14 protein-coding genes and 2 rRNA genes are annotated in these 21,307 nt (G+C 36.6%); 10 read left to right on the top strand and 6 right to left on the bottom strand.

All coding sequences use genetic code 11. The features are described 5' to 3' along the window. Together CRS_RS12090 and rrf are read left to right on the top strand one after the other, a co-directional pair. Nucleotides 1–109: ribosomal RNA gene (locus CRS_RS12090) — 23S ribosomal RNA — on the top strand; the annotation flags it as partial. Between the two features lie 202 nt (nucleotides 110–311). After that, nucleotides 312–419 (top strand): 5S ribosomal RNA (gene rrf, locus CRS_RS12085). Between the two features lie 746 nt (nucleotides 420–1,165). Here rrf and CRS_RS12080 read toward each other — a convergent pair. After that, nucleotides 1,166–2,794: an acyl-CoA carboxylase subunit beta gene (locus CRS_RS12080; protein ID WP_142724286.1), complete on the bottom strand. Its 1,629-nt coding sequence runs from the start codon at nucleotides 2,792–2,794 to the stop codon at nucleotides 1,166–1,168. A 364-nt stretch (nucleotides 2,795–3,158) separates the two neighbouring features. On the opposite strand from CRS_RS12080, the gene CRS_RS12075 reads away from it, so the two are divergent. The 3 genes from CRS_RS12075 to CRS_RS12065 are packed head-to-tail and all read left to right on the top strand — an operon-like array spanning nucleotide 3,159 to nucleotide 5,894. Next, nucleotides 3,159–4,037: a DMT family transporter gene (locus tag CRS_RS12075; RefSeq protein WP_142724285.1), complete on the top strand. Its 879-nt coding sequence runs from the start codon at nucleotides 3,159–3,161 to the stop codon at nucleotides 4,035–4,037. Nucleotides 4,038–4,050: 13 nt separating this feature from the next. Then, the gene (locus tag CRS_RS12070; RefSeq protein WP_142724284.1) at nucleotides 4,051–5,133 is read left to right on the top strand and encodes a PorV/PorQ family protein; all 1,083 of its coding nucleotides are present in this window, start codon (nucleotides 4,051–4,053) and stop codon (nucleotides 5,131–5,133) included. A gap of 11 nt (nucleotides 5,134–5,144) precedes the next feature. Beyond that, nucleotides 5,145–5,894, top strand: coding sequence for a hypothetical protein (locus CRS_RS12065; RefSeq protein ID WP_142724283.1), 750 nt, complete (start codon nucleotides 5,145–5,147; stop codon nucleotides 5,892–5,894). Between the two features lie 419 nt (nucleotides 5,895–6,313). On the opposite strand, the gene uvrC is transcribed toward CRS_RS12065, so the two are convergent. Both uvrC and CRS_RS12055 read right to left on the bottom strand, forming a co-directional pair. Further along, nucleotides 6,314–8,107: an excinuclease ABC subunit UvrC gene (gene uvrC / locus CRS_RS12060; protein ID WP_142724282.1), complete on the bottom strand. Its 1,794-nt coding sequence runs from the start codon at nucleotides 8,105–8,107 to the stop codon at nucleotides 6,314–6,316. A gap of 87 nt (nucleotides 8,108–8,194) precedes the next feature. Beyond that, on the bottom strand, nucleotides 8,195–8,953 hold the full coding sequence (locus CRS_RS12055; protein ID WP_228451235.1) for a hypothetical protein: 759 nt from the start codon (nucleotides 8,951–8,953) through the stop codon (nucleotides 8,195–8,197). 133 nt (nucleotides 8,954–9,086) lie between these two features. On the opposite strand from CRS_RS12055, the gene hutH reads away from it, so the two are divergent. The 3 genes from hutH (at nucleotide 9,087) to CRS_RS12040 (ending at nucleotide 12,713) form a co-directional block, all read left to right on the top strand. Further along, a complete protein-coding gene (gene hutH / locus CRS_RS12050) occupies nucleotides 9,087–10,574 on the top strand; it encodes a histidine ammonia-lyase (protein ID WP_142724280.1) in 1,488 nt (495 codons plus the stop codon). A 90-nt stretch (nucleotides 10,575–10,664) separates the two neighbouring features. Next, the gene (locus tag CRS_RS12045; protein WP_142724279.1) at nucleotides 10,665–11,111 is read left to right on the top strand and encodes a GNAT family N-acetyltransferase; all 447 of its coding nucleotides are present in this window, start codon (nucleotides 10,665–10,667) and stop codon (nucleotides 11,109–11,111) included. Nucleotides 11,112–11,231: 120 nt separating this feature from the next. After that, nucleotides 11,232–12,713 (top strand): S8 family serine peptidase, encoded by a 1,482-nt coding sequence (locus CRS_RS12040; RefSeq protein WP_142724278.1) that lies wholly within the window; start codon nucleotides 11,232–11,234, stop codon nucleotides 12,711–12,713. A 65-nt stretch (nucleotides 12,714–12,778) separates the two neighbouring features. Here CRS_RS12040 and ygiD read toward each other — a convergent pair whose 3' ends face one another. Next, nucleotides 12,779–13,606: a 4,5-DOPA dioxygenase extradiol gene (gene ygiD, locus CRS_RS12035; RefSeq protein WP_142724277.1), complete on the bottom strand. Its 828-nt coding sequence runs from the start codon at nucleotides 13,604–13,606 to the stop codon at nucleotides 12,779–12,781. A gap of 80 nt (nucleotides 13,607–13,686) precedes the next feature. Beyond that, on the bottom strand, nucleotides 13,687–14,199 hold the full coding sequence (locus CRS_RS12030) for a YceI family protein (protein ID WP_002983653.1): 513 nt from the start codon (nucleotides 14,197–14,199) through the stop codon (nucleotides 13,687–13,689). 441 nt (nucleotides 14,200–14,640) lie between these two features. On the opposite strand from CRS_RS12030, the gene CRS_RS12025 reads away from it, so the two are divergent. Together CRS_RS12025 and CRS_RS12020 are read left to right on the top strand one after the other, a co-directional pair. Next, entirely contained in the window at nucleotides 14,641–16,779 is a 2,139-nt protein-coding gene (locus tag CRS_RS12025; protein ID WP_142724276.1) for a DPP IV N-terminal domain-containing protein, read from the top strand. 388 nt (nucleotides 16,780–17,167) lie between these two features. Further along, on the top strand, nucleotides 17,168–18,193 hold the full coding sequence (locus CRS_RS12020) for an LLM class flavin-dependent oxidoreductase (protein WP_142724275.1): 1,026 nt from the start codon (nucleotides 17,168–17,170) through the stop codon (nucleotides 18,191–18,193). A gap of 76 nt (nucleotides 18,194–18,269) precedes the next feature. On the opposite strand, the gene CRS_RS12015 is transcribed toward CRS_RS12020, so the two are convergent. Beyond that, nucleotides 18,270–21,305 carry an SbcC/MukB-like Walker B domain-containing protein gene (locus CRS_RS12015; protein WP_142724274.1) on the bottom strand — a complete coding sequence of 1,012 codons (3,036 nt, stop codon included), beginning with the start codon at nucleotides 21,303–21,305 and terminating at the stop codon, nucleotides 18,270–18,272. Between the last annotated feature and the right edge of the window lie 2 nt (nucleotides 21,306–21,307).

Below are 21,307 nucleotides of genomic sequence, written 5' to 3'. Positions count from 1 at the left end.
GATGAGACATCTTTTAAGGGTCGTTGTAGATGACGACGTTGATAGGCTACAGGTGTAAAGACAGTAATGTCATAGCCGAGTAGTACTAATTACCCGTAGATTTATAGTCTATGGTTGCTATATTAGAATATTTATTTAATGATTAAAAAATTTAATGATTAAAAAATGATGACAAGTACTTTATGCGCAGTAAAGGTTTTGTCTTTGTGAAAGTTTTTATCGCTTAAAACTTGTAAAATGTAATATGTACAAAGTATAATGTAACGACATTGTAGATGATACAACTGACATTTTACAATATATACCTTCTTTAGGGTGGTTTTAGCGGTGGGGCTCACCTGTTCCCATTCCGAACACAGAAGTTAAGCCCACCAGCGCCGATGGTACTGCTAACGCGGGAGAGTAGGCCGCCGCCAGTTTTTATTTTATTTTTAAAAATCCTTTATCATGACGATAAAGGATTTTTTTTGTTGTATACCTGACTTATAAGCAATAAGTAATGAGTAATAATTGATGAATGATAAAGGATACATCAATCAATTATCAATTAACACTCATCATTCATCACATACCCCATTGTCACTCCGTAGGAGTCTAAACAAAGTATTAGAAAATAACACAAGTATTACTTTTACCCTTTTAAATCGTTTAAAATTCTAATAAAACAGCCTGGATTCCTGCGGAATGATACAGTAGGAAAGAATCCAATACAAATGAAAAGAAAGTGGCTAGTTGAAACACAGTACAATTTTGAAGGGATGCTTTATGACCCCAATTGGAATAGGAGTAAGGGCATTGATACAGAGGGGATTTATAACTCACGATGTGTAACTTTATTACTTTCTTACTACTACCAATCCAAAGCTCAGGAATCTATAACCACGGAACCCGTATCCCGAATCTCGTCACATCATTTATAACTTATCACTCATCATTCATTCACTCACTTCTAGCCCCGATAGGAATGGTTACCCCGCAGCAGGAGGTGGAAGCACTGGGATTAGCAAGGAAAATAAGCCCTGGCGCGAGGAGTAGGAATGGATAGCGGGACAAAGCTTCTGAAATTTTTAAAAAAGTTTACTTATAAAATAAAGTACTGCACGTAATAACAAAACAGCGATCTCAATTTGAGACCGCTGTTTTTATTTTTTATGTATAAATTCTTTCAGACCTGAATGACTCCTAAGTTGAATTTCTCAGTGATAGGAGAATGATTAGCGGCTTCAATTCCCATAGAGATCCATTTTCGTGTATCTGCAGGATTGATGATCGCATCAGTCCATAATCTTGCCGCGGCATAAGTTGCTTCAGTTTGTTTCTGATATTTCTTTGAAATTGTATCAAGAATTTCGTTGTGCTCTTCTTCGGAGATTTCCTTTCCTTGTTTTTTTAATGTTGATTCCTGGATCTGAGCCAAGACTTTTGCGGCCTGTGCTCCTCCCATTACGGCTAAATCTGCCCAAGGCCATGCTACAATTAATCTCGGGTCATAAGCTTTTCCACACATCGCATAGTTTCCTGCCCCATAAGAATTACCTGTGATAATAGTAAATTTAGGAACTACAGAATTGGAAACTGCATTTACCATTTTAGCTCCGTCTTTGATAATACCGCCATGTTCTGACTTGGAACCTACCATAAATCCGGTAACATCTTGTAGAAATATTAAAGGGATTTTTCTTTGATTACAGTTCGCAATAAATCGGGTTGCCTTATCTGCGGAATCAGAGTAAATCACTCCCCCAAACTGCATTTCTCCTTTACCGCTTTTTACCAGTTTTCTCTGATTAGCAACAATACCTACAGACCAACCATCAACTCTTGCTGTGGCACAGATAATGCTTTTACCGTAATCCGGTTTGTATTCTTCATATTCGGAGTTGTCTACAATGCATTTGATAATTTCGTAGGTGTCATATTGCTCAGCTCTGGAAACCGGCATAATTCCAAAAATGTTTTCAGGATTCTCTTTTGGCGGGAAACTTTCTATTCTGTCAAAACCTGCTTTTTCTGTGGTTCCGATAGATTTCATAATATTTTTAATTCTATTCAGGGCATCTTTGTCATCTTTTGCTTTATAATCGGTAACGCCTGAGATAGAGCAGTGGGTCGTAGCACCACCCAATGTTTCGTTATCTATACTTTCCCCGATAGCAGCCTTTACAAGGTAGCTTCCTGCAAGGAAAATAGAACCTGTTTTATCTACGATCATAGCTTCATCACTCATGATCGGTAAATAAGCTCCTCCAGCAACACAACTGCCCATAACAGCTGAAATCTGAATGATTCCCATAGAACTCATTTTAGCGTTATTTCTGAATATTCTTCCAAAATGTTCTTTATCAGGGAAAATTTCATCCTGCATTGGCAGATAAACCCCAGCAGAGTCTACCAGATAAATAATCGGAAGTCTGTTTTCCATAGCAATTTCCTGAGCTCTGAGGTTTTTCTTTCCTGTGATAGGAAACCATGCACCGGCCTTTACAGAAGCATCATTGGCAACAATAATACACTGTCTTCCGGAAACATAGCCGATAACTACTACAACTCCTCCGCTAGGGCATCCCCCGTGCTCCTTATACATGTCATATCCTGCAAATGCTCCTACTTCTATGGAATCAGAATCTTTATCGAGAAGATAATCTATTCTTTCTCTTGCTGTCATTTTTCCTTCATCACGAAGCTTTTGAAGCCTCTTCTCACCCCCTCCTTTTTTGATCTCAGTAAGTAAGCGATTTATTTCAGATAATTTTAGTCTGTTCTGATCTTCACGTTTATTGAATTCGATGTCCATAAAATTTTCAATTTTTTACGCTTAAAGATACTATTTTTATGAGGAATACAAATGAGAAGTAAAACAGATGTTTAATAGTTTGGTTTATAGGAAATTGTGAAATTTTTAACTAAAAAATATTTTTAAATAATTTATATTTTTTCTAACTTTACACTAGAGTAACAGAGGTGATATTCTCTGCAAAATACTCTAAGTTCCTAGTTTATTTTTTTAATAGTTTATTATTTGAAGGCCCTGAAAGTTTAACAAATTTTCAGGGTTTTTTGTGTTATAACTTTATTTTTTAAATTAAACCTATCTTTTTATCAATATTTGCGATTGTGATTTGTAAATTTGCAGGGTAAAAATTAAAAGGAGATAGGGTATGCATAAATTGGCACTTTTCAGGTTGCATTTAATAGTTTTTTTATGGGGTTTCACTGCAATTTTAGGAAAATTGATTCATGCCAATGCTCAGATCCTTGTATTTTACAGGATGCTCTTTGCTGCTGTTTTTCTTTTTGTATTTATCCGGGTTTTTAGAAAAGAAAGTATAAAAGTTTCGAAAAAAATATTTTTTCAGTTGGCAGCCATAGGTTTTGCAATGGCACTTCATTGGTATTGTTTTTTTTATTCTATTAAAGTATCCAATGTTTCCATAGCATTGAGCTGTCTTTCCTTATCTACACTTTTTGCCTCAATCCTGGAACCCATTATTTTCAAAAGAAAAATTGATATATCAGAAGTAGTAATGGGAACTGTTATTGTAGCTTGTATATTATTAATCTTTAAAACCGAATTCCATTTTAAGGAAGGTATTATCTACGGAATTCTTTGTGCAGTATTTGGAACTGTTTTTTCTGTATTTAATGGTAAAATGTTTGGTAAAACAAGTTCCGGAAACATTATTTTTTATGAAATCTTCTGTGGTTGGTTTATTTTAATGATATTTTATCTACTTACAGGCCAAATTTTTCAGATGAATGAAATAAACTACAGAGATCTGGCGTTAATATGCTTGTTAGCCAGTGTTTTCACTGCTTTTCCAATGCTGGAATCAGTGAAATTAATGAAGTATATATCACCTTTTACTTTAATTTTAACAGTTAATTTGGAACCTGTTTACGGAATTATACTAGCTTTTTTTATCTTTGGGGAATCAGAACATATGAGCCCTGTTTTTTATATAGCTTCAGGTGTTATGATACTGGCAATCATTGCAAATGGTTTAATTAAAGCCAGAAAAAATAAAAACTTAAACTAAGCATCAAATTTATATGATGAAAAAATATTTTTTACTTGCATTTTCTCTGCTGTTTGGGTTCTCTCAATCTCAGATCATCAGGAAATATTCCAATGAATTCTTAAATATCGGAGCAGGAGCAAGAGGTCTTGCAATGGGAGGTGCTGTTATTTCCAATCAGGATGATGTGTACGCTCCAATGTGGAACCCGGCAGGTTTGATGTCTGTGGAAAGGGATTGGCAGGGAGCTGCAATGCACGCAGAATACTTTGAATCCATTGCAAAATATGATTATCTGGCCTATGCAAAGGTTCTTGAAGAAGGCGTTTTTGGTGTCTCAGTAGTAAGACTTGGAGTAGACAATATTTTGAATACCACTCAGATGATTGATTCTGAAGGGAATATTGATTATGATAAAATTACAAAGTTTTCCCAATCTGATTATGCAGCCATCCTTTCCTATGCCTTCAGACCAGGAGGAAATCCCAAACTGGATGTTGGGGTAAACGCAAAAATTGTCTATAGAAATGTAGGGAAATTTGCGAATGGCTATGGTTTTGGTTTTGATGTAGGAGCAATTTATAAAGCAGATAATGGTTGGAAGTTTGGAGGAATGGTTCGTGATATTACTACCACGGTAAACTTCTGGAGTGTAAATCAGAAAGAACTTTCAACAGTTGTCAATGGTGAAGAATTCAACCCTGCACCGAAAGATAAAATGGAACTTACCATGCCCAAGCTGAATGTGGGTGCCAGTAAATTATTTGAAATCAACAGCAGTGTGTACGTTTTGCCAGAAGCTGGTCTGAATGTAGATTTCGCCAAAACTGCGTCATTGATTTCAACAGATTTTGCCAGCATCAGTCCATATGCCGGAGCTGAATTGGGATATCAGAAAATGATTTTTGTGAGATTAGGGATCAATAGATTTCAGTCGATTACAGATATAGAGGATCTTAAAAGAAAAGTTTCTTTTCAACCGAGTGCCGGTCTTGGAATCAGATACAGAGGACTTACCCTGGATTATGCTATTACGAATTCAGGAATAGGTGGATCTAATTTTTATTCCAACTTCTTCTCATTAAAATTGGATATGGGAGCATTCAGAAACGATTAAAATTATAAAAAATGAAAAAGTTATCAATGTTTATGTTGACAGTATGCTCAACAATAGTTTTTGCTCAAAAGATTTCAGATTATAAATATGTATCTATTCCAGAAAAATTTGAAACATTTAAAGAAGATTTTGGATTAAAGAATTTTCTCACTAAAGCTTTAACTGGGAAAAAGTATATTACACTTCCTTTAATTAAAGATAACTGGCCTACTGATGCTAAAAATAACTATTGCAATGTGGTTTCCGCAAATATTCTGAATGACAAAAGCTTATTTAAAAATAAATTAATTATCCAGTTTAAAGATTGTAATAATAATACGATTCTGGAATCTAAAGGAAGTTCGAATATCAAAGAATTTGAAGAAGGATTACAGGATGCTTTGAAACAGGCTTTAATAAGAGTACCAGTTTCCAATCCAGTTGCAATATTACCAGCATCTAATAATGTTGTTCAGCAAACATCTTCAGATAATATATCTTCAGCATCTACAGAATCTGCAACAACTCCAGAAGCTAGTAATTACTCGAATGGAAAACTAGACCTTCAGAAAATACAGCTTGATCCTAATCAGTTTATTCTTGCAAAATCTGGTAGTTCAGTACCATTTGCAGTTTTTAGATCAACTTCCAAGAATTCTGTTTTCATTGTAAAGCTTGCTGATGGAAGTGCTACTATTGGATATTTTGAAAATGGAAACATTGTAATAGATATTCCACAGGCAGATGGAAAGTATGCCAAAGAAGTATTTACAGCGAAATAATCTAAAAAGATAAAGGAAACAATATGTATAAAAGGCTCTTAAAAAAGAGCCTTTTACAGTATATATATTGATGTGTTTTTCTATTTTTCAAAAAAAATATAATTGCTATGGGAACAATATTCAGTTGATATCGTAATAATTTTATTATCCACGGTGGAAGATAAAAAAAATAAAAGATTTACAAAATGAGAAAAGTTTTCATCATATAATTGGTATTAGTTTATAATACTAATTTACGAAAAAAATATATATAATGGTATTTTTTTAATAAAATATTTGTTTATTAATATTTTTATTATTATATTTTCTTTGTATTGGATGAAATGTTAGTTTTTGTCCCAAGTTGGTAAATGGAAAATGTAAATGAAATTTTATACTTTTTATTTGTTGAAATAACCAACACTTAATGCCAATATTAATCAATTGACATTAAAAAATTCCCAGATGATTTTAGCTTTACTTTTCCCCAAAATTTCTTCAAGGGTTTCCAGACTGGCTTCTTTAATGCGTTTTACAGACTTCAATTTAGACAGAAGCATCTCAATGGTTTTTTCTCCCACACCGGGAATTTCTTCCAGTTCGGATTTGATAGTAGAATTTTTCCTTCTTGTCCTGTGGTGCTTTACCCCAAACCGGTGGGCTTCATCACGTACACGCTGAAGGATTTTCAATGTTTCAGATTTTTTATCCAGATACAAGGGAATAGGATCTTCAGGAAAGAAAATCTCTTCCAAACGTTTGGCGATACCCACGATGGTAATTTTTCCGTAAAGTCCCAGTAACCTCAGGCTTTTTACAGCGGAAGACAGCTGCCCTTTTCCCCCGTCTATCAGAATCAGCTGGGGAAGACTTTCTCCTTCATCAAGCATCCTTTTATAACGCCGGTAGATGACTTCTTCCATGGTTGCAAAGTCATTTGGACCTTCTACTGTTTTCGGATGAAAAATTCTGTAATCGGCTTTGCTCGGTCTGCCATCTTTAAAAACGACACAGGCTGATACAGGATTGGTTCCCTGGATGTTTGAGTTGTCAAAACCCTCAATATGTCTTGGCTCTACAGGCATTCTCAGAAGTTTCTGCATTTCGGCCATGATTCTGTTGGTATGTCTTTCAGGATCTACAATCTGAACCTGTTTCAGTTTTTCCAGGCGGTATTCTTTGGCATTCTTTTCAGAGAGTTCTACAATTCTTTTTTTGTCTCCTACCTTTGGAACAATCAATTTTACATTGGGAATTTCTACAGACAAATGGAAGGGAAGAAGAACTTCTTTTGAATCAGATGAAAACTTCTGGCGGATTTCAATCAATGCTTCCTCCATAATATCCTCATCCGTTTCCTCAAGAATCTTTTTGATTTCTGTCGTGAAACTCTGGATGATATTTCCGTTTCTGATTTTAAAGAAGTTAATATAGGCGGCGGTTTCATCACTGGTCATTCCGAAGACATCCACATCATCAATATTCGGATTAACTACCGTATTTTTAGCCTGATAATCCTCAAGAATATCCAGTCTTTCCTTAATGATCTGCGCTTCTTCAAATTTAAGATTGGAAGCCAGTTTCATCATCTGGTTCACAAGATAATCTTTCGCTTTCCGGAAGTCTCCCTTAATGATCCCACGTATAGCATCTATTTTTTCATCATAATCTTCTTTACTTTCGAGATCTTCACACGGACCTTCACAGTTTTTGATATGATACTCCAGGCATACTTTATATTTCCCTTCAGCAATCTTTGACGGAGAAAGATTCAGGTTGCAGGTTCTGAGTTTATAAATGTGTTTGATGGTATCCAGTAATATCTTTGCAGGGCGTACTTTTGCATAAGGGCCGTAATATTCTGATCCGTCTTTAATCACATTTCTGGTCAGAAAAATTCTTGGGAAATCTTCATTTTTGATACAGATCCACGGATAAGTCTTATCGTCCTTCAGCATGACATTATAAAACGGCTGATGCTCCTTGATCAGATTATTTTCCAGTAACAGGGCATCATATTCACTGTTTACGATCGTCGTTTCAAGCCTCTGGATTTTACTGACCATAATTTTGATCCTGTACCCGGAAAGGTTTTTATTGAAATAGGAGAGAACCCTCTTTTTCAGATTTTTAGCTTTCCCCACATACAAAAGCTGTTCGTTTTTATCATAATAACGATAAACGCCGGGTTCGGATGGTAAGGTTTTGAGCTGTAGTTCTAAAGAAGGATTCATACAACAAAATTAAGGAAACTTTCCCTATTTTAAAAAAAGAAAAACCTGCAGATGATTCTACAGGTTTTAATATGACAATTGTGTATTTTATCCGTGACTCATTTCAGTATACTGATAGATCAGAAAGCTCAGATAATTCCATTCCACAGAGTTTTTAGGATATTTTTTCATAAATTCCACATTATCTCCGAATAGAAAATCATAGTTGTCTTCGAAATCATCTTTGTGCAGCCACATTACTTTATCACCTTTTCTTATATAATAAGATTTAATAACACCACCGCCAAATGCAGGAGCACCGGCAAACCCGGTAGACATAGTTTCTGAAGCAAATGGATCATGATAAACGGTAATAAGTTCGTTGAACTCAGGATTGATCACCTGCATTAGAAAAGCTTTGGGTTCTTTTTTGTTCTTTAAAGAGACAATCTGGTTTTCATATGGAATGGCGTCATCAGTTACGGATTTACTGTATTTTTTAGTACTATAATTCCTCATATTTGAAATAAACTTGGCTGCTTTCATAGATTTTTCAGTCTCAGTCGCATACAGAAACATTTCAGCAATATCTGCTGCTGCAAATTTCATAGGCTTTCTGGTATCAACATCTTCAATGGTGATGGAAAGAATCTGCCCTTTTTGTTTTTCCCACGATTTGCTGTATCCCTGATGTTCAGTATTATCTTTTAGGATAATTGTGGAAACTTTTTTATCCGTTGCGGTGTTGAAACCTTCGTTAAACAGATAACGGTTCATTTCTTTTCTTTCTTCTTTAGAATATTTTACTTTCTGTTGTGCAAAAGCGGTTGTTCCTGCAATACATAAAGCAAGCAGTAGAGTTTTCATTCTCATGTATATTGGTTTTAATTTTCGGGGCTAAAAGTAGTAAATTAATTTGTTTGTTTACAAAAAAATGGAAGATTGAAATTTAGCTTTTCCAATTATTGTTAAATGTGTAATTTTAAGGAAATTTTTAGAAATGATATACGGAGTAGATGTTTTTACTTTCCACGATGTCTTGGAAATCTGTAAAAAAACCAATAAAGCAAAGCTTAACAAAGCAGCAAAAGAACAGATCTTAAAATCTCAGAAAAACGTACAAAAAATAGTAGAGTCCGACAGATGTGTATATGGTATCAATACAGGATTCGGACCATTATGTGATACTAAAATTTCAGCTGACGAAACCGCCCAGCTACAATATAATCTGATCATTTCTCACGCAGTAGGAGTGGGTAAACCTATTGATAAAGAGCTTTCCAAAATCATGATGATTGCTAAAGTTCATGCTCTTTCGAAAGGATTTTCCGGAGTTTCTCTGGAAGTGATTGAAAGAATGATCCTGATGTTGGAAAAAGATATTATTCCGGTAGTCCCTGAGCAGGGGTCTGTAGGGGCATCAGGAGATCTTGCTCCATTAGCTCATTTGGTACTGCCATTACTGGGATTAGGACAGGTTTGGGAAGGAGAGCAGGTGTCAGATACGATGGAGGTTCTGAAGAAACATGACCTTGAACCATTGGCTTTAGGGCCTAAAGAAGGGTTGGGGTTGATCAACGGGACTCAGTTTATTCTTGCTCATGCAATCAAAGGGCTTGAAAAGTTTGAATATTTATTGGATCTTGCAGATATGACCGCTGCGATGAGCCTTGAAGCATACAGAGGTTCGGCAAGTCCGTTTAAAAAAGAACTTCACGATATCAGACCTTTTGAAGGAAGTAAAAAAGTAGCCGCAAGAATGCTTAAGTTTCTTAAGGGATCTCAAAATTTGAAAGCTCACGAAGATTGTGAAAGGGTTCAGGATCCTTACTCAATGAGATGTGTACCGCAAGTTCATGGTGCCAGCAGAAATGCTTTTGAACATCTTAGAAGTATGGCAGAAACAGAGCTGAACTCTGTTACAGATAATCCGATTGTCTTAAGTGCCGAAGAATCTATTTCAGGAGGAAACTTCCACGGACAGCTTATGGCATTACCTTTAGACTATGCTACATTGGCCGCAGCAGAATTAGGGAATATTTCTGACAGAAGAAGTTATTTATTATTGGAAGGAAAATATGGACTTCCAAGATTATTGACGGAGAGCTCAGGATTAAATTCCGGATTTATGATCCCTCAGTATACTTCTGCAGCTTTGGTTACTGAGAATAAAACACTGTGTTTCCCTGCTTCTGCAGACTCTATTCCTACAAGTTTAGGCCAGGAAGATCATGTTTCTATGGGAAGTATCTCAGGAAGAAAATTCAATCAGGTTCTTGGAAATCTTGTGAATATTCTGTCTGTTGAGCTGATGTTTGCTGCACAGGGACTGGAATTCAGAAGACCTGCCAAATGTTCTAAAATCATTGAAGAAAATTTTGCGATTCTTCGTTCCAGAGTTTCAAAGCTTGAAGATGACAGGCTGATCGGTAAAGATATGCTGGCGATCGCAGAGCTGATCAATGAAAGAAAATTTGTTGTCAACTAATTTAAATACATCAAAAGCTTCCGAAAGGGAGCTTTTTGTTTTCACAAATCTTTAAATCCTTCAATTTTTAAATCTCTAAATCAAATAAATATGCACATATTCAGGACAGATTCTGCCCATACAGATTTTCAGAACCTTGTAAAATCCCTCGATGCTGCTTTATCTGAGCATAATGGTGAAAATGATAGTTTCTTTGCTCAGTTCAATAAAATTGATACCATTAAGAACTGTGTTGTAGCCTATATTGATAATATTCCGGCGGCTTGTGGAGCATTCAAGCCATTGTCAGAAGAAACAGTTGAAATAAAAAGAATGTTTACGAATCCGGAGTTCAGAAAAAAAGGACTGGCCTCAGCTATTGTTAAAGAACTCGAAAGATGGGCTGCAGAATTGAGTTTTAAAAAAGCAGTACTGGAAACTTCCCGGGATTTGAAAAATGCAATTTCCGTATATGAAAAAAACGGATTTCACAGGATCCCAAACTATGGGCAATACGCCGGAGTTGAGCAAAGTGTCTGCTATGAAAAAGTATTATAATTTTTAAGCTACATAGCTGTATTAAATTAATTAATATTCATGTAATGGTAAATTTTTTGTTTAAAAGTTTTTAATTCTCAGTAAAGTGTTATATTGTGGTTCCAACCAAAATAATAACATATGAAAAAAACTGTATTCCTCCTGGCAATATTTTTTGCCCTTCATTCGTGTTCCAGAGAAGAACTTCAGAGTGAAAATGTAAAAACAGAAATGATGCAGAAAGATCCACTGACTGCAAAACAGATTAATGAAAGAATCAATCAGGCCATAAAAACGGATGGTACTTTTAATTGGAAAAATGAATCTGATCATTTTGTATGGAGTGCTATTTTCCGTGGAAACAAAATGGTATCGATTGGTTTCGGGGCTTCTAAGGATGACTTTGACAGAAGCAAATCTCCAAGCAGCAGCGATATGGAAAAAGAAGTGCTGTCTGTGATCAAAAAATATGAAGGAAAAGAGGAAAGAAATTTTCTCATCCTTTCAGATCAATATCTTAATCAGATGGATGTTGTCATTGAAAATGAGGAAACGATTACTGCCCTCAGGCAAATGAAAAACATCCGTTACGTAGAGCCGGCGGATTATCATTATTTTGAATTTGAAGCCCAGTATAATACCGCTGCAAAATCTTCCGGAAGCGGCTCGTCAGGCTGTGGTTTTTCTTCTGCAACATTAAGCACGGCAGATTATACTTCTACAACACCAAGTGCAAAAATTCCATGGGCTTTTACTAAGCACAATATTCCTGAAGCCTGGAACTACAGTACAGGAGCTGGAGTGACTATTGGACTTATTGATACCGGGGTTTCTCCGGAACAGACTTTACTGGGCAGCAGCTTTAACAACGGAGCTTCTTCAGGAAGAACGATCAGTAAATTCGGAGTGTATAATTCGGATGGATCGGGAGATCAATGCGGACATGGAACCAAAATGGCTTCTGTAATGGCGGCTCCGAGAAATAATGCAGGATTACCGGTAGGTGTGGCTTATAATGCCAATCTGATTGCTTACAGGGCAGCAGAAAATGTTGTATTGGAAACTTCCAGTGAACAAACCGCTGTAAAAACGGCTTTCACAGAATTGGGCAATAATACGAATGTAAAGATTATCTCAATGTCGATGGGGCATATATTTTCGGTAGGAAAAATTGAAGATGGTGTCAAATATGCTTATTCTAAAGGCAAGCTGATTTTCTGTGCAGGCGGAACTTCTACCAGTTTTACCAATTTTGTTGGGGTTATTTTCCCTGCGTCAATGTCGGAAACACAGGCGATTACAGGAGTAAAAGAGAATACATCCAATCAGAAATGTGATGTATGTCATTCAGGAAGCCAGATTGATTTTACCTTCCAGATGGAAAGACCTTCAGGAAATACGGTTCCTGTCTTAAGCTATTACAACGGACAGGCAGATTATGTGGGTGGCTCTTCGGTGGCTACGGCAGCTACAGCAGGGATCGCTGCACTGGTTTGGTCTAAAAATCCATCTTGGACAAGAGAGCAGGTGCTTACTAAAATGAGACAGTCTGCCACCTACTATTCCAATGTAAATTCAAGCTACGGTTATGGAAATATCAACGCTTTAAAAGCAGTACAGTAAAAAAACAGTCATAAAAAAAAGAAATACCTCGGCTGAGGTATTTCTTTTTTTATTTAATATTCATATTATCCGATCCTTACGCTTGTCATACTCAGCGAACCACCAATAAGTTCATCATTAAATATAGTAAGCTCTTCAGACTGATCCTTCAGGCCTAAAGTGTACAGTAAAGGCAGATAATGATCAGGTGTAGGTACGGCATACTGTAGAAAAGTTCCCTGTTTCTGATAATCAATAATATTCTGAAAATCACCATCAAGAAGCCAGTTGTTTGTTTTTTCCCGTGCCTCCACTGCCCAATCCCAGCCGGCTCCTACTGTATTGATGTTTTTCCAGTCGATAAGACGGAGGTTATGAACAATATTTCCGCTTCCGATGATCAGAATGCCTTTTTCACGAAGTTTATTCAGTCGTTTGGCAAGATCATAGTGATATTGCGGAGGCTTTGTATAATCAATGCTCAGCTGGATCACAGGAATATCGGCGTCAGGATACATATGCTTGATCACAGACCATGCGCCATGATCCAGTCCCCAACTGTGATCTTCCTCTACATCAACAGGTAAAAGAAGTTCAGCCGTTTCTTTGGCCAGTTCCGGACTCCCCGGTGCAGGATAGTGTACATCGAAAAGTGCTTTGGGAAAACCATAGAAGTCATGGATGGTTTTCGGCATATCCATAGCCGTTACAAAAGTACCATCGGTATACCAATGAGCAGACACACAAAGGATAGCATTAGGTTTAGGAATTTCTGAGGCCGCTTTCCGGAATCCCTGCACAAATTGGTTTTCTTCAATGGCGTTCATAGGCGAACCGTGTCCAAGAAATAAAACAGGCATTCGCTGGGTGCTTTTAAAACCATTGCTTATGTTTTGAAGATCGTTAAGGTTCATAAATATTGAAGATTATAAAAAAATAAAAGGTTCAAGGCTTTTAGACAAATCCCTGAACCTTTTATAATGTGTGTTATTAACTATGCTTGTTTTACAAACTGTAATTCACCAGCTACTTTTACATCATCACTTACCATGACACCTCCTGCTTCAAGAGCTGCATTCCAGTTTAATCCAAAATCTTTTCTGCTGATTTTCCCTTCGAAAGAGAAACCTGCTTTTGTATTTCCCCATGGGTCTACATTGATTCCTCCGAAATCCACGTCAAGCGTTACAGGTTTTGTAATTCCGTTGATGGTAAGGTTACCCACAACAGTATTGTTTAATGCCTGTGATTCAAAAGTGATTGTAGGATGTACTTCAGCATTGAAGAATTCAGCAGATTTTAAGTGATTATCTCTGTCTGTGTTGTTAGTAAAAACTGAGTCTGTCTGAATGGTAGCAGTCGTTTTTGCATTAGCAAAGAATTCGTCTTCAGAATCAATTTCAGCAGTGAAAGTTCTGAAGCTTCCCTTTACATTAGAGATCATCATGTGTTTTACTTTGAAAGTAATTTCGCTATGCGTTGGGTCTAAAATCCATTTTGTTGCCATTGTATTTTGTATTTTTTGTTTGTTATTAATGATGCAAATTTAGGACAGCGTACCTATACAAGACATTGATATAGGATAAGAAATGAGTTCTTTTATCAATCATCAATTTTGCTTCGCAAGTGAATAGTGAATACTGTAACTGTCTGAAATTAAAATTTGACATCTTAACGGATTGGTTATTCACAATTGCTTTTTAACATCCAATCGTTAATTTTGCTTCGCAAGTGAATGGTGAATACTATAATTTTTCAACAATAAAAATTTGACAAGCGTAGCGGATTGACCATTCACCATTGACTTATTCTAATCCCTTTAAAATCTACTATTAAGTTAAGAAATAATTTCTTTCAATGCTTAAATTCCATTTTACAAATGTTTTAATTTAACATTTCTTAACGGATGATTTTTATTTCTTATTTTTGGTGGATTCAATTTTATACAATGAAATTACATAAATTTTCTTTATTGATGCTGGTTTTAGGCAGTTCAGCCTTTGCCCAGACCCAGAAATTTACGATGGCGGAGGCTGTAAATGGAATGAGAACCAACCTTGCCGTGAAAAATATTTCCCAGTTTTCGTGGGCTGCAGATGGAAAATCTTACATACAGGCTGTAAAAGGCGGTTATCTGATTACAGATCTGAAAACTAACAGACAGGATACCCTGGTCTCCTTGAGCCAACTGAACAGAAACCTATCCAATGATAAGCTGAAAACTGTTCCATCTATCAAATTTACAGGAAATTCTAACGGCTATTTTACGACCGGTGGTAAAATGTCGTGGATTGAAAGATCAGGAAATGACTGGAAAGTAAAGAATACGGCTGTCATTGATCAGGACGCTGCCAACATAAAAATGTTTGGTGATAACCAGACCTTTGCTTTTACCGCGAAGAATAATTTATTTGTAAACAGAAACGGGAAAACCATTGCGGTAACCAACGAAACCAACGAAAATATCATCAGCGGACAGGCGGTTCACAGAAACGAATTCGGGATTGATACCGGAATTTTCCCTGCTCCAAACTCTGAGAGTGTAGCATTTTATAAAATGGATCAGAGCATGGTAGCAGATTACCCGATCATCGACTGGTCTGTAACGCCTGCTGTCAATCACAATATCAAATACCCGATGGCTGGTCAGACTTCCCATCAGGTAACACTTGGGGTTTTCAATATCAAAACTCAATCTACTGCTTTTCTGAAAATCGAAGGGGAAAAAGATCAGTATCTGACGGCAGTTACCTGGAGCCCGGACTCAAAATACATCTTTGTAGGAGTTCTGAACAGAGGGCAAAATCATATGAAGATGAACCAATACGATGCTGTTACAGGAGAATTGGTAAAAACACTGTTTGAAGAAACAGACAGCAAATACGTGGAACCGCAACATCCGCTTACTTTCTTCCCAAATTCCAACACAGATTTTATATGGCAAAGCCAGAGAACAGGATATAATCATCTGTTCCATTATAGTCTGGAAAAAGGACTGATTGCACAGATTACGAAAGGAGACTGGCTGGTAACAGATATTTTAGGATTTAATGAAAAGAAAAAGGAAATCTATTTTACCTCTACGAAAGAGACTCCTTTGGAAAGACATTTATACAGAATCAACTGGACGAATTTCAAAATGCAGAGACTGGACAGTGCAGAAGGTATGCATGCCGGAACTTTGAGCAGTGACGGAAGCTACCTGTATGATGCGTACAGCAATGCCAATTCACCTAGAGTTGCCAATATCATCAATACAGCCAATTTAAAGACTACCAATATTCTCACTTCTGAAAATCCATTAAAGAATTATCAGAGACCGGAAATCAAAAATGTAGAATTAAAGGCAGATGATGGAACTGCTTTATATGGAAAAATTATTCTTCCAACGAATTTTGATCCGAACAAAAAATATCCGACTATTGTCTATCTGTATAATGGTCCGCACTTACAGTTGGTCACAAACAGCTTTCCGGCTTCAGGAAACCTTTGGTATGAATATATGGCTCAGAACGGATACATCATTTTCACAATGGACGGAAGAGGTTCTTCCAACCGTGGACTGAAGTTTGAGCAGGCTGTATTCAGAAATCTGGGAACAACAGAAATGAACGACCAGATGAAAGGAGTAGAGTATCTAAAGTCTCTTCCTTATGTAGACGGAGACAGAATGGGAATCCATGGATGGAGTTTCGGAGGATTTATGACGACAAGTTTTATGCTCCGCAAGCCGGATGTGTTCAAAGTAGGGGTAGCTGGAGGACCTGTAATCGACTGGAGCATGTACGAGATCATGTATGGAGAAAGATATATGGATACGCCACAGGAAAACCCGCAGGGATATGCTGCAGCCAATCTTTTGGATAAAGTTCAGAACCTGAAAGGAAAATTACTGATGATCCACGGGGCACAGGATGATGTGGTGGTATGGCAGCATTCTATCAAATTCATCAAGTCGGCTGTTGACAACGGCGTTCAGCTGGATTATTTTACCTATCCGGGACATCCGCATAATGTGATTGGAAAAGACAGGGTTCACCTGATGCAGAAAATCACAGATTATTTTGATTTATATCTGAAAAAATAATAATAGAATCCAGCCTGGTTTTAGGCTGGATTTTTTGTTTTTGCTAATCTTTTGGAAACACAAAGGCGCAAGATTATTAATGGATTATGTCGTAAGACGCAAAGATTTTATCTGCGATAAAATTTTATAATCCCTAATACTATAAGAACTGACCTTTGCTGAAAATCTTCGATTTTCTTGCGCCTTAAACAGAATGAAGATAAAGATCCTTTCGCGTCTTTGCGTTTTCCAACAAAAGCACAATTCGCTTTGCTCGCAATGACACTTTCGTGTTATTAGTGATACATTAGTGTTATTTGTGTTTTAAAAAAGTAACTTTTCGATCTTAACAAACATCAATGTTTTTGATTTTCCATAGTGGTAACTTTGTATCACTAAAATCAACAATATGGAATTAGGAATAGGAATGTTCGGTGACCTCGCTTTTGACCAGTCAACCGGGAAATATAGAGATGCAGGAACTAAGATCCGTGAAATACTGGATCAGGTAAAATTAATGGATGAGGTAGGAATTGATGTTTTCGCAATGGGAGAGCACCACCGTCCGGATTATGCTGTTTCTTCTCCGGAAATAGTTTTGGCAGCCGCGGCAAGTATTACCAAAAATATAAAGTTGGCCAGTGGAGTAACTGTTTTAAGTTCTTCAGAGCCGGTAAAAGTATATGAAGATTTTTCAACACTTGATCTTATTTCAGACGGAAGAGCAGAGATATTCGTGGGACGTGGAAGTTTCATTGAATCATTTCCGCTGTACGGTTATTCATTGAATGACTATGAACAGCTATTTGACGAAAAATTAGAATTATTGTTGAAAATCAATTCTAAAGAAAATGTAAGCTGGTCTGGAAAACTTCGTGCTCCGATGCAGAACCAAACCGTGTATCCACGGGCAAAAAATGACGGAAAACTTTCTATCTGGAGAGCGGTGGGTGGTACTCCGCAGTCTGTTTTAAGTGCGGCGGAATTGGGAATGCCTTTAGTGGTAGCCATTATTGGAGGAATGCCTATCCAATTCAGGAATCTGATCGAATTCTATAAACAAGAGTATCAGAAAGCAGGACATGATGTTTCGAAGATGCAGATTGCCATTCATTCACACACTTTTGTGAGCGATGATCAGAAAGTAGTTGATGGATATTTCCATAACTATAAATCCCAGATGGATAGAATAGGGGCTTCCAGAGGATGGGCTCCTTACACAAAAGCACAGTATGAAGGCGGAAGAAGCAAAGACGGTGCACTGTTTATCGGAAGTCCATCTGAAGTAGCAGATAAAATTGCTTATATGAAAGAAATTTTCGGAATCACAAGATTTATCGGGCACATGGATGTGGGAGATCCTGCACATGATGTAATGATGAAATCTATAGAATTGTTTGGAAATGAAGTGAAGCCTGTTATAAAAGGACTGTAACAGGAAAGTTTGTGAGGTGTGAAAGCCACGAAAGATTTGTTTCTTTTGTGGCTTTTGTTATTTACAATATATTGAATTAAATAATTTCAATCAGACTTCCTCTTTCTTCGTCTTTGATAATATTGAGAGCCGTAGGAATTTTTTCTTTCAGTTCTTCAACATGCGAAATAATACCTACAATCCTATTTTCTTTCATCAGATTGGTGAGGGTTTCAAATACGATGTTCACAGATTCTGTATCCTGGGTTCCGAAGCCTTCGTCAATAAAGAAGAAGTTCTTATCAGCCTGTGCATTGGCCTGAACACTTTCTGCCAGAGCCAGAGCCAGACTCAAAGATACCTGAAAGGCCTGTCCGCCTGAAAGCGTTTTTACACTTCTGCTTTTCCCTTCGTTGAGGTAATCTATAATCTCGAAATCATTATTTTCATTAAGCTGCAGACTCAGCTGGTTTCTGGTCATTCTGTGGAAACGTACATTGGCATGATCACAAAGCTGTCTCAGATAAATAGACGAAACATATTGTACAAAGCCAGCTCCTTTAAACAGATTCATCATGATTTTTAAATTGTCCGAACGCTTCTGAAGTTTTGTTAATTCTTTTAAAAGAGTTTGTTTTTTTACAAATTCTTTTTCCAGTCGGTCTATTTCAGCGGTTTTTGTAACTACAGAATCACTGATCTGTTTTTGTTCGATTTGTACCTCATTGAATTGCTTTTCGGTCAGAGAAAACTGCTCATTATCAAATGAAAGGCCTTTCAGTTTCAATTCCAGCTCTCCGATGAATTTTTTTAAAGCTTCAAATTCGACTTTGAAATGCTGAACTTTCGTTCTCACGAATTCAATATTGATTTCCTGAAGTAAAATATTCTCAACCTCTTTGAACTCTTTGAAATTTTGATTTGCCAAAGCTTTGATGATCGCGTCTTCATTAACGGCAATTTCCTTTTCAAGATTTGCAATCTGTTTCTCAGACTGACTGACAATCGCTTTTTGCTCTGCCAATTTTGGTGAAAGAATTTTTTCCTGCTCTAATGCTTTTTGGTAACTTTCTTCTGTTTCTTTGTTGGATTGTACCAGTGTTTGATAGGTTTCTTCAATCTCAGCTTTTTCTTTTTGAGTATACAGGTTCCAATCCAGGATTTTAAGACCGGAACGACTGATATTGATCTGTTCCTGCTTCGAAACTTCTTCCAGGCGGAAAGCCTCCAAGGCGCTCTTATATTTCTCCAGAGTTTTGATTTCTCTGTCCATATTTTCCCTTTCTACAGCTATATTGCGCTCCGTTTCTTCAATCTTTTTTTCCAGTGTAAAAGAATCAGAACGTTTTTTTTCAAATTCTTCTTCCCGATCAGGAGAGAATGTTTTCCAGGTGAAATTCAGGATATGTTTTTCAATGTTTTCCTGAATTTGAAGAACAATTTTTTGTTCCGAAAGAAGCTGTTCCTCGAAGATCTTTTTTCGATCCAGAATTTTGTCGATTTCTGCTTCCTGCTTTTGAATAGCAGCCGTTTCCTGTTCCACGGATGTTATCTTCTCCTGAATTTCCAGCAGTTCAGCATTTATATCATGAAATTCTACAATATGCGGATGCTCTTTAGAACCACAAAGAGGACAGTTTTCACCATCATGAAGTTCACTGGCGAAACGGGAAAGCTCTTTTTGAATTTTAAGGTGATCCAATTTCTGCGAAAGTTCCTTTTTCTTTGCTTCTAAAGCTTCTTTCCTGCTTTTGAAACCTTCTTTATAATTCTCGGTATAATTAAAAGGCTTTAATTCTTCTGCAATTTCTCCAATCTGCTTTTGATGTTTCTCAACCTTTTCGGTTTGTTCCTGCAGTGATTTTTTTAAATTCTTTTGTTGAATAAACCAGTTGCCCATTTCAGAAAGTAGTGCAGAATCCAGTTTTTGTTCCTTTAAGACTTTAATCTGTGCAGAAAGCTCATCAATTGTTTTTTGAATTTTCTCTTTATGAACATTTACTTCTTTTACTTTTTCGGAACCTTTCTGAGTTCTTTCATTCAAAATCTTAATCTCTTCAGAAAACTTCATGATCTGAATGATAAGATTCAAATCGTTTTCCTGAATTCTGGATTGCTCTAAAGCTTTAAACTGTTGTTCAAGAACTGTAAGTTGTTCCTTTATGATATTAAAAGCTTTTTCAGTTTCCTGCCAGTTTTTAACTTGCTGTTCTTTTTCATTTCGTTTGTCAGAAATCTCTTTTGAAAGTTTATTTTTTTCAATAATTAGAGGATTAAAAAGTCTGAAAGTACGATCATATAATTCCGCCTGTGCCTCCAGAGCATCTATTTGAGGTTTTTTCTCTGTAAGTTGATTGAATTTTTCTTTATTCTGCTGTAAACTGTCGAAGTCACTTTTCAAGTTTTTCAGCTGTTGATACGTCTGGGAAATTTTCTCCAGTTTTTCATTGGATTCAGAAAGAATTTTCTGTTCTTTTGTGAGCTGTTCTTTCTGAATGTTGATTTTCTCTTCATTGATGTCTTCAAATCCTTTAAGCTGCCCTTCCAGCTGATCCTGTTCTGATCTGTTTTTTACATTCAGAGCAGAAACATTGTTCTGAAGGTCAAATTTCTGAAGATTAAAAATCTCTTTCATCATATTCGTTCTTTCTGCAGCACCCAGCTCAAGGAATTCTTTGAACTGTCCCTGCGGAATAATGATGGTTCTCTTAAAATTGGAATAACTCAAGCCGATAATAACCTCTGCATTCGAGTGATCCAAAGGAATCCATTTACCATTGATAAACTCATAAAAAGTAACCGCATTAGGTTTTACTTCTTCGAACTTTTTTAAATTCCGTTTAAAATCACGGGTGGCACGGAAGAGTTTATTTTCATAATTCACAAAATCAAATTCTATATAAGAACTGTTTGATTTTAAATTCATCATATTGTAAGCCCTTTTGTCACGCATGTTCAGGCGTTCTGTTTCTCCGTACAAGGCAAACGAAATGGCTTCAAGTACTGAAGATTTTCCGGAGCCTACCGCCCCGAAAATCCCAAACAATCCCGCTTCAGTAAGATTTCTGAAATCAATGGTCTGACGTTCCCGGTAAGAGTAAAGTCCTTCGATAGTTAATTGAACAGGGATCATGA

The sequence above is a fragment of the Chryseobacterium sp. ON_d1 genome (assembly GCF_006829085.1).
GTDB lineage: Bacteria > Bacteroidota > Bacteroidia > Flavobacteriales > Weeksellaceae > Chryseobacterium.
This window is presented reverse-complemented; position numbering and strand designations above follow the sequence as displayed.

What these genes read in the sequence shown, in the direction of transcription:
- CRS_RS12030 (WP_002983653.1), bottom strand. Translation starts at nt 14,199, where the DNA reads ATGGCAACAAAATGGATTTTAGACCCAACGCATAGCGAAATTACTTTC.
- CRS_RS12040 (WP_142724278.1), top strand. Translation starts at nt 11,232, where the DNA reads ATGAAAAAAACTGTATTCCTCCTGGCAATATTTTTTGCCCTTCATTCG.
- CRS_RS12075 (WP_142724285.1), top strand. Translation starts at nt 3,159, where the DNA reads ATGCATAAATTGGCACTTTTCAGGTTGCATTTAATAGTTTTTTTATGG.
- CRS_RS12025 (WP_142724276.1), top strand. Translation starts at nt 14,641, where the DNA reads ATGAAATTACATAAATTTTCTTTATTGATGCTGGTTTTAGGCAGTTCA.
- ygiD (WP_142724277.1), bottom strand. Translation starts at nt 13,606, where the DNA reads ATGAACCTTAACGATCTTCAAAACATAAGCAATGGTTTTAAAAGCACC.
- CRS_RS12020 (WP_142724275.1), top strand. Translation starts at nt 17,168, where the DNA reads ATGGAATTAGGAATAGGAATGTTCGGTGACCTCGCTTTTGACCAGTCA.
- hutH (WP_142724280.1), top strand. Translation starts at nt 9,087, where the DNA reads ATGATATACGGAGTAGATGTTTTTACTTTCCACGATGTCTTGGAAATC.
- uvrC (WP_142724282.1), bottom strand. Translation starts at nt 8,107, where the DNA reads ATGAATCCTTCTTTAGAACTACAGCTCAAAACCTTACCATCCGAACCC.
- CRS_RS12070 (WP_142724284.1), top strand. Translation starts at nt 4,051, where the DNA reads ATGATGAAAAAATATTTTTTACTTGCATTTTCTCTGCTGTTTGGGTTC.
- CRS_RS12015 (WP_142724274.1), bottom strand. Translation starts at nt 21,305, where the DNA reads ATGATCCCTGTTCAATTAACTATCGAAGGACTTTACTCTTACCGGGAA.
- CRS_RS12045 (WP_142724279.1), top strand. Translation starts at nt 10,665, where the DNA reads ATGCACATATTCAGGACAGATTCTGCCCATACAGATTTTCAGAACCTT.
- CRS_RS12055 (WP_228451235.1), bottom strand. Translation starts at nt 8,953, where the DNA reads ATGAAAACTCTACTGCTTGCTTTATGTATTGCAGGAACAACCGCTTTT.
- CRS_RS12080 (WP_142724286.1), bottom strand. Translation starts at nt 2,794, where the DNA reads ATGGACATCGAATTCAATAAACGTGAAGATCAGAACAGACTAAAATTA.
- CRS_RS12065 (WP_142724283.1), top strand. Translation starts at nt 5,145, where the DNA reads ATGAAAAAGTTATCAATGTTTATGTTGACAGTATGCTCAACAATAGTT.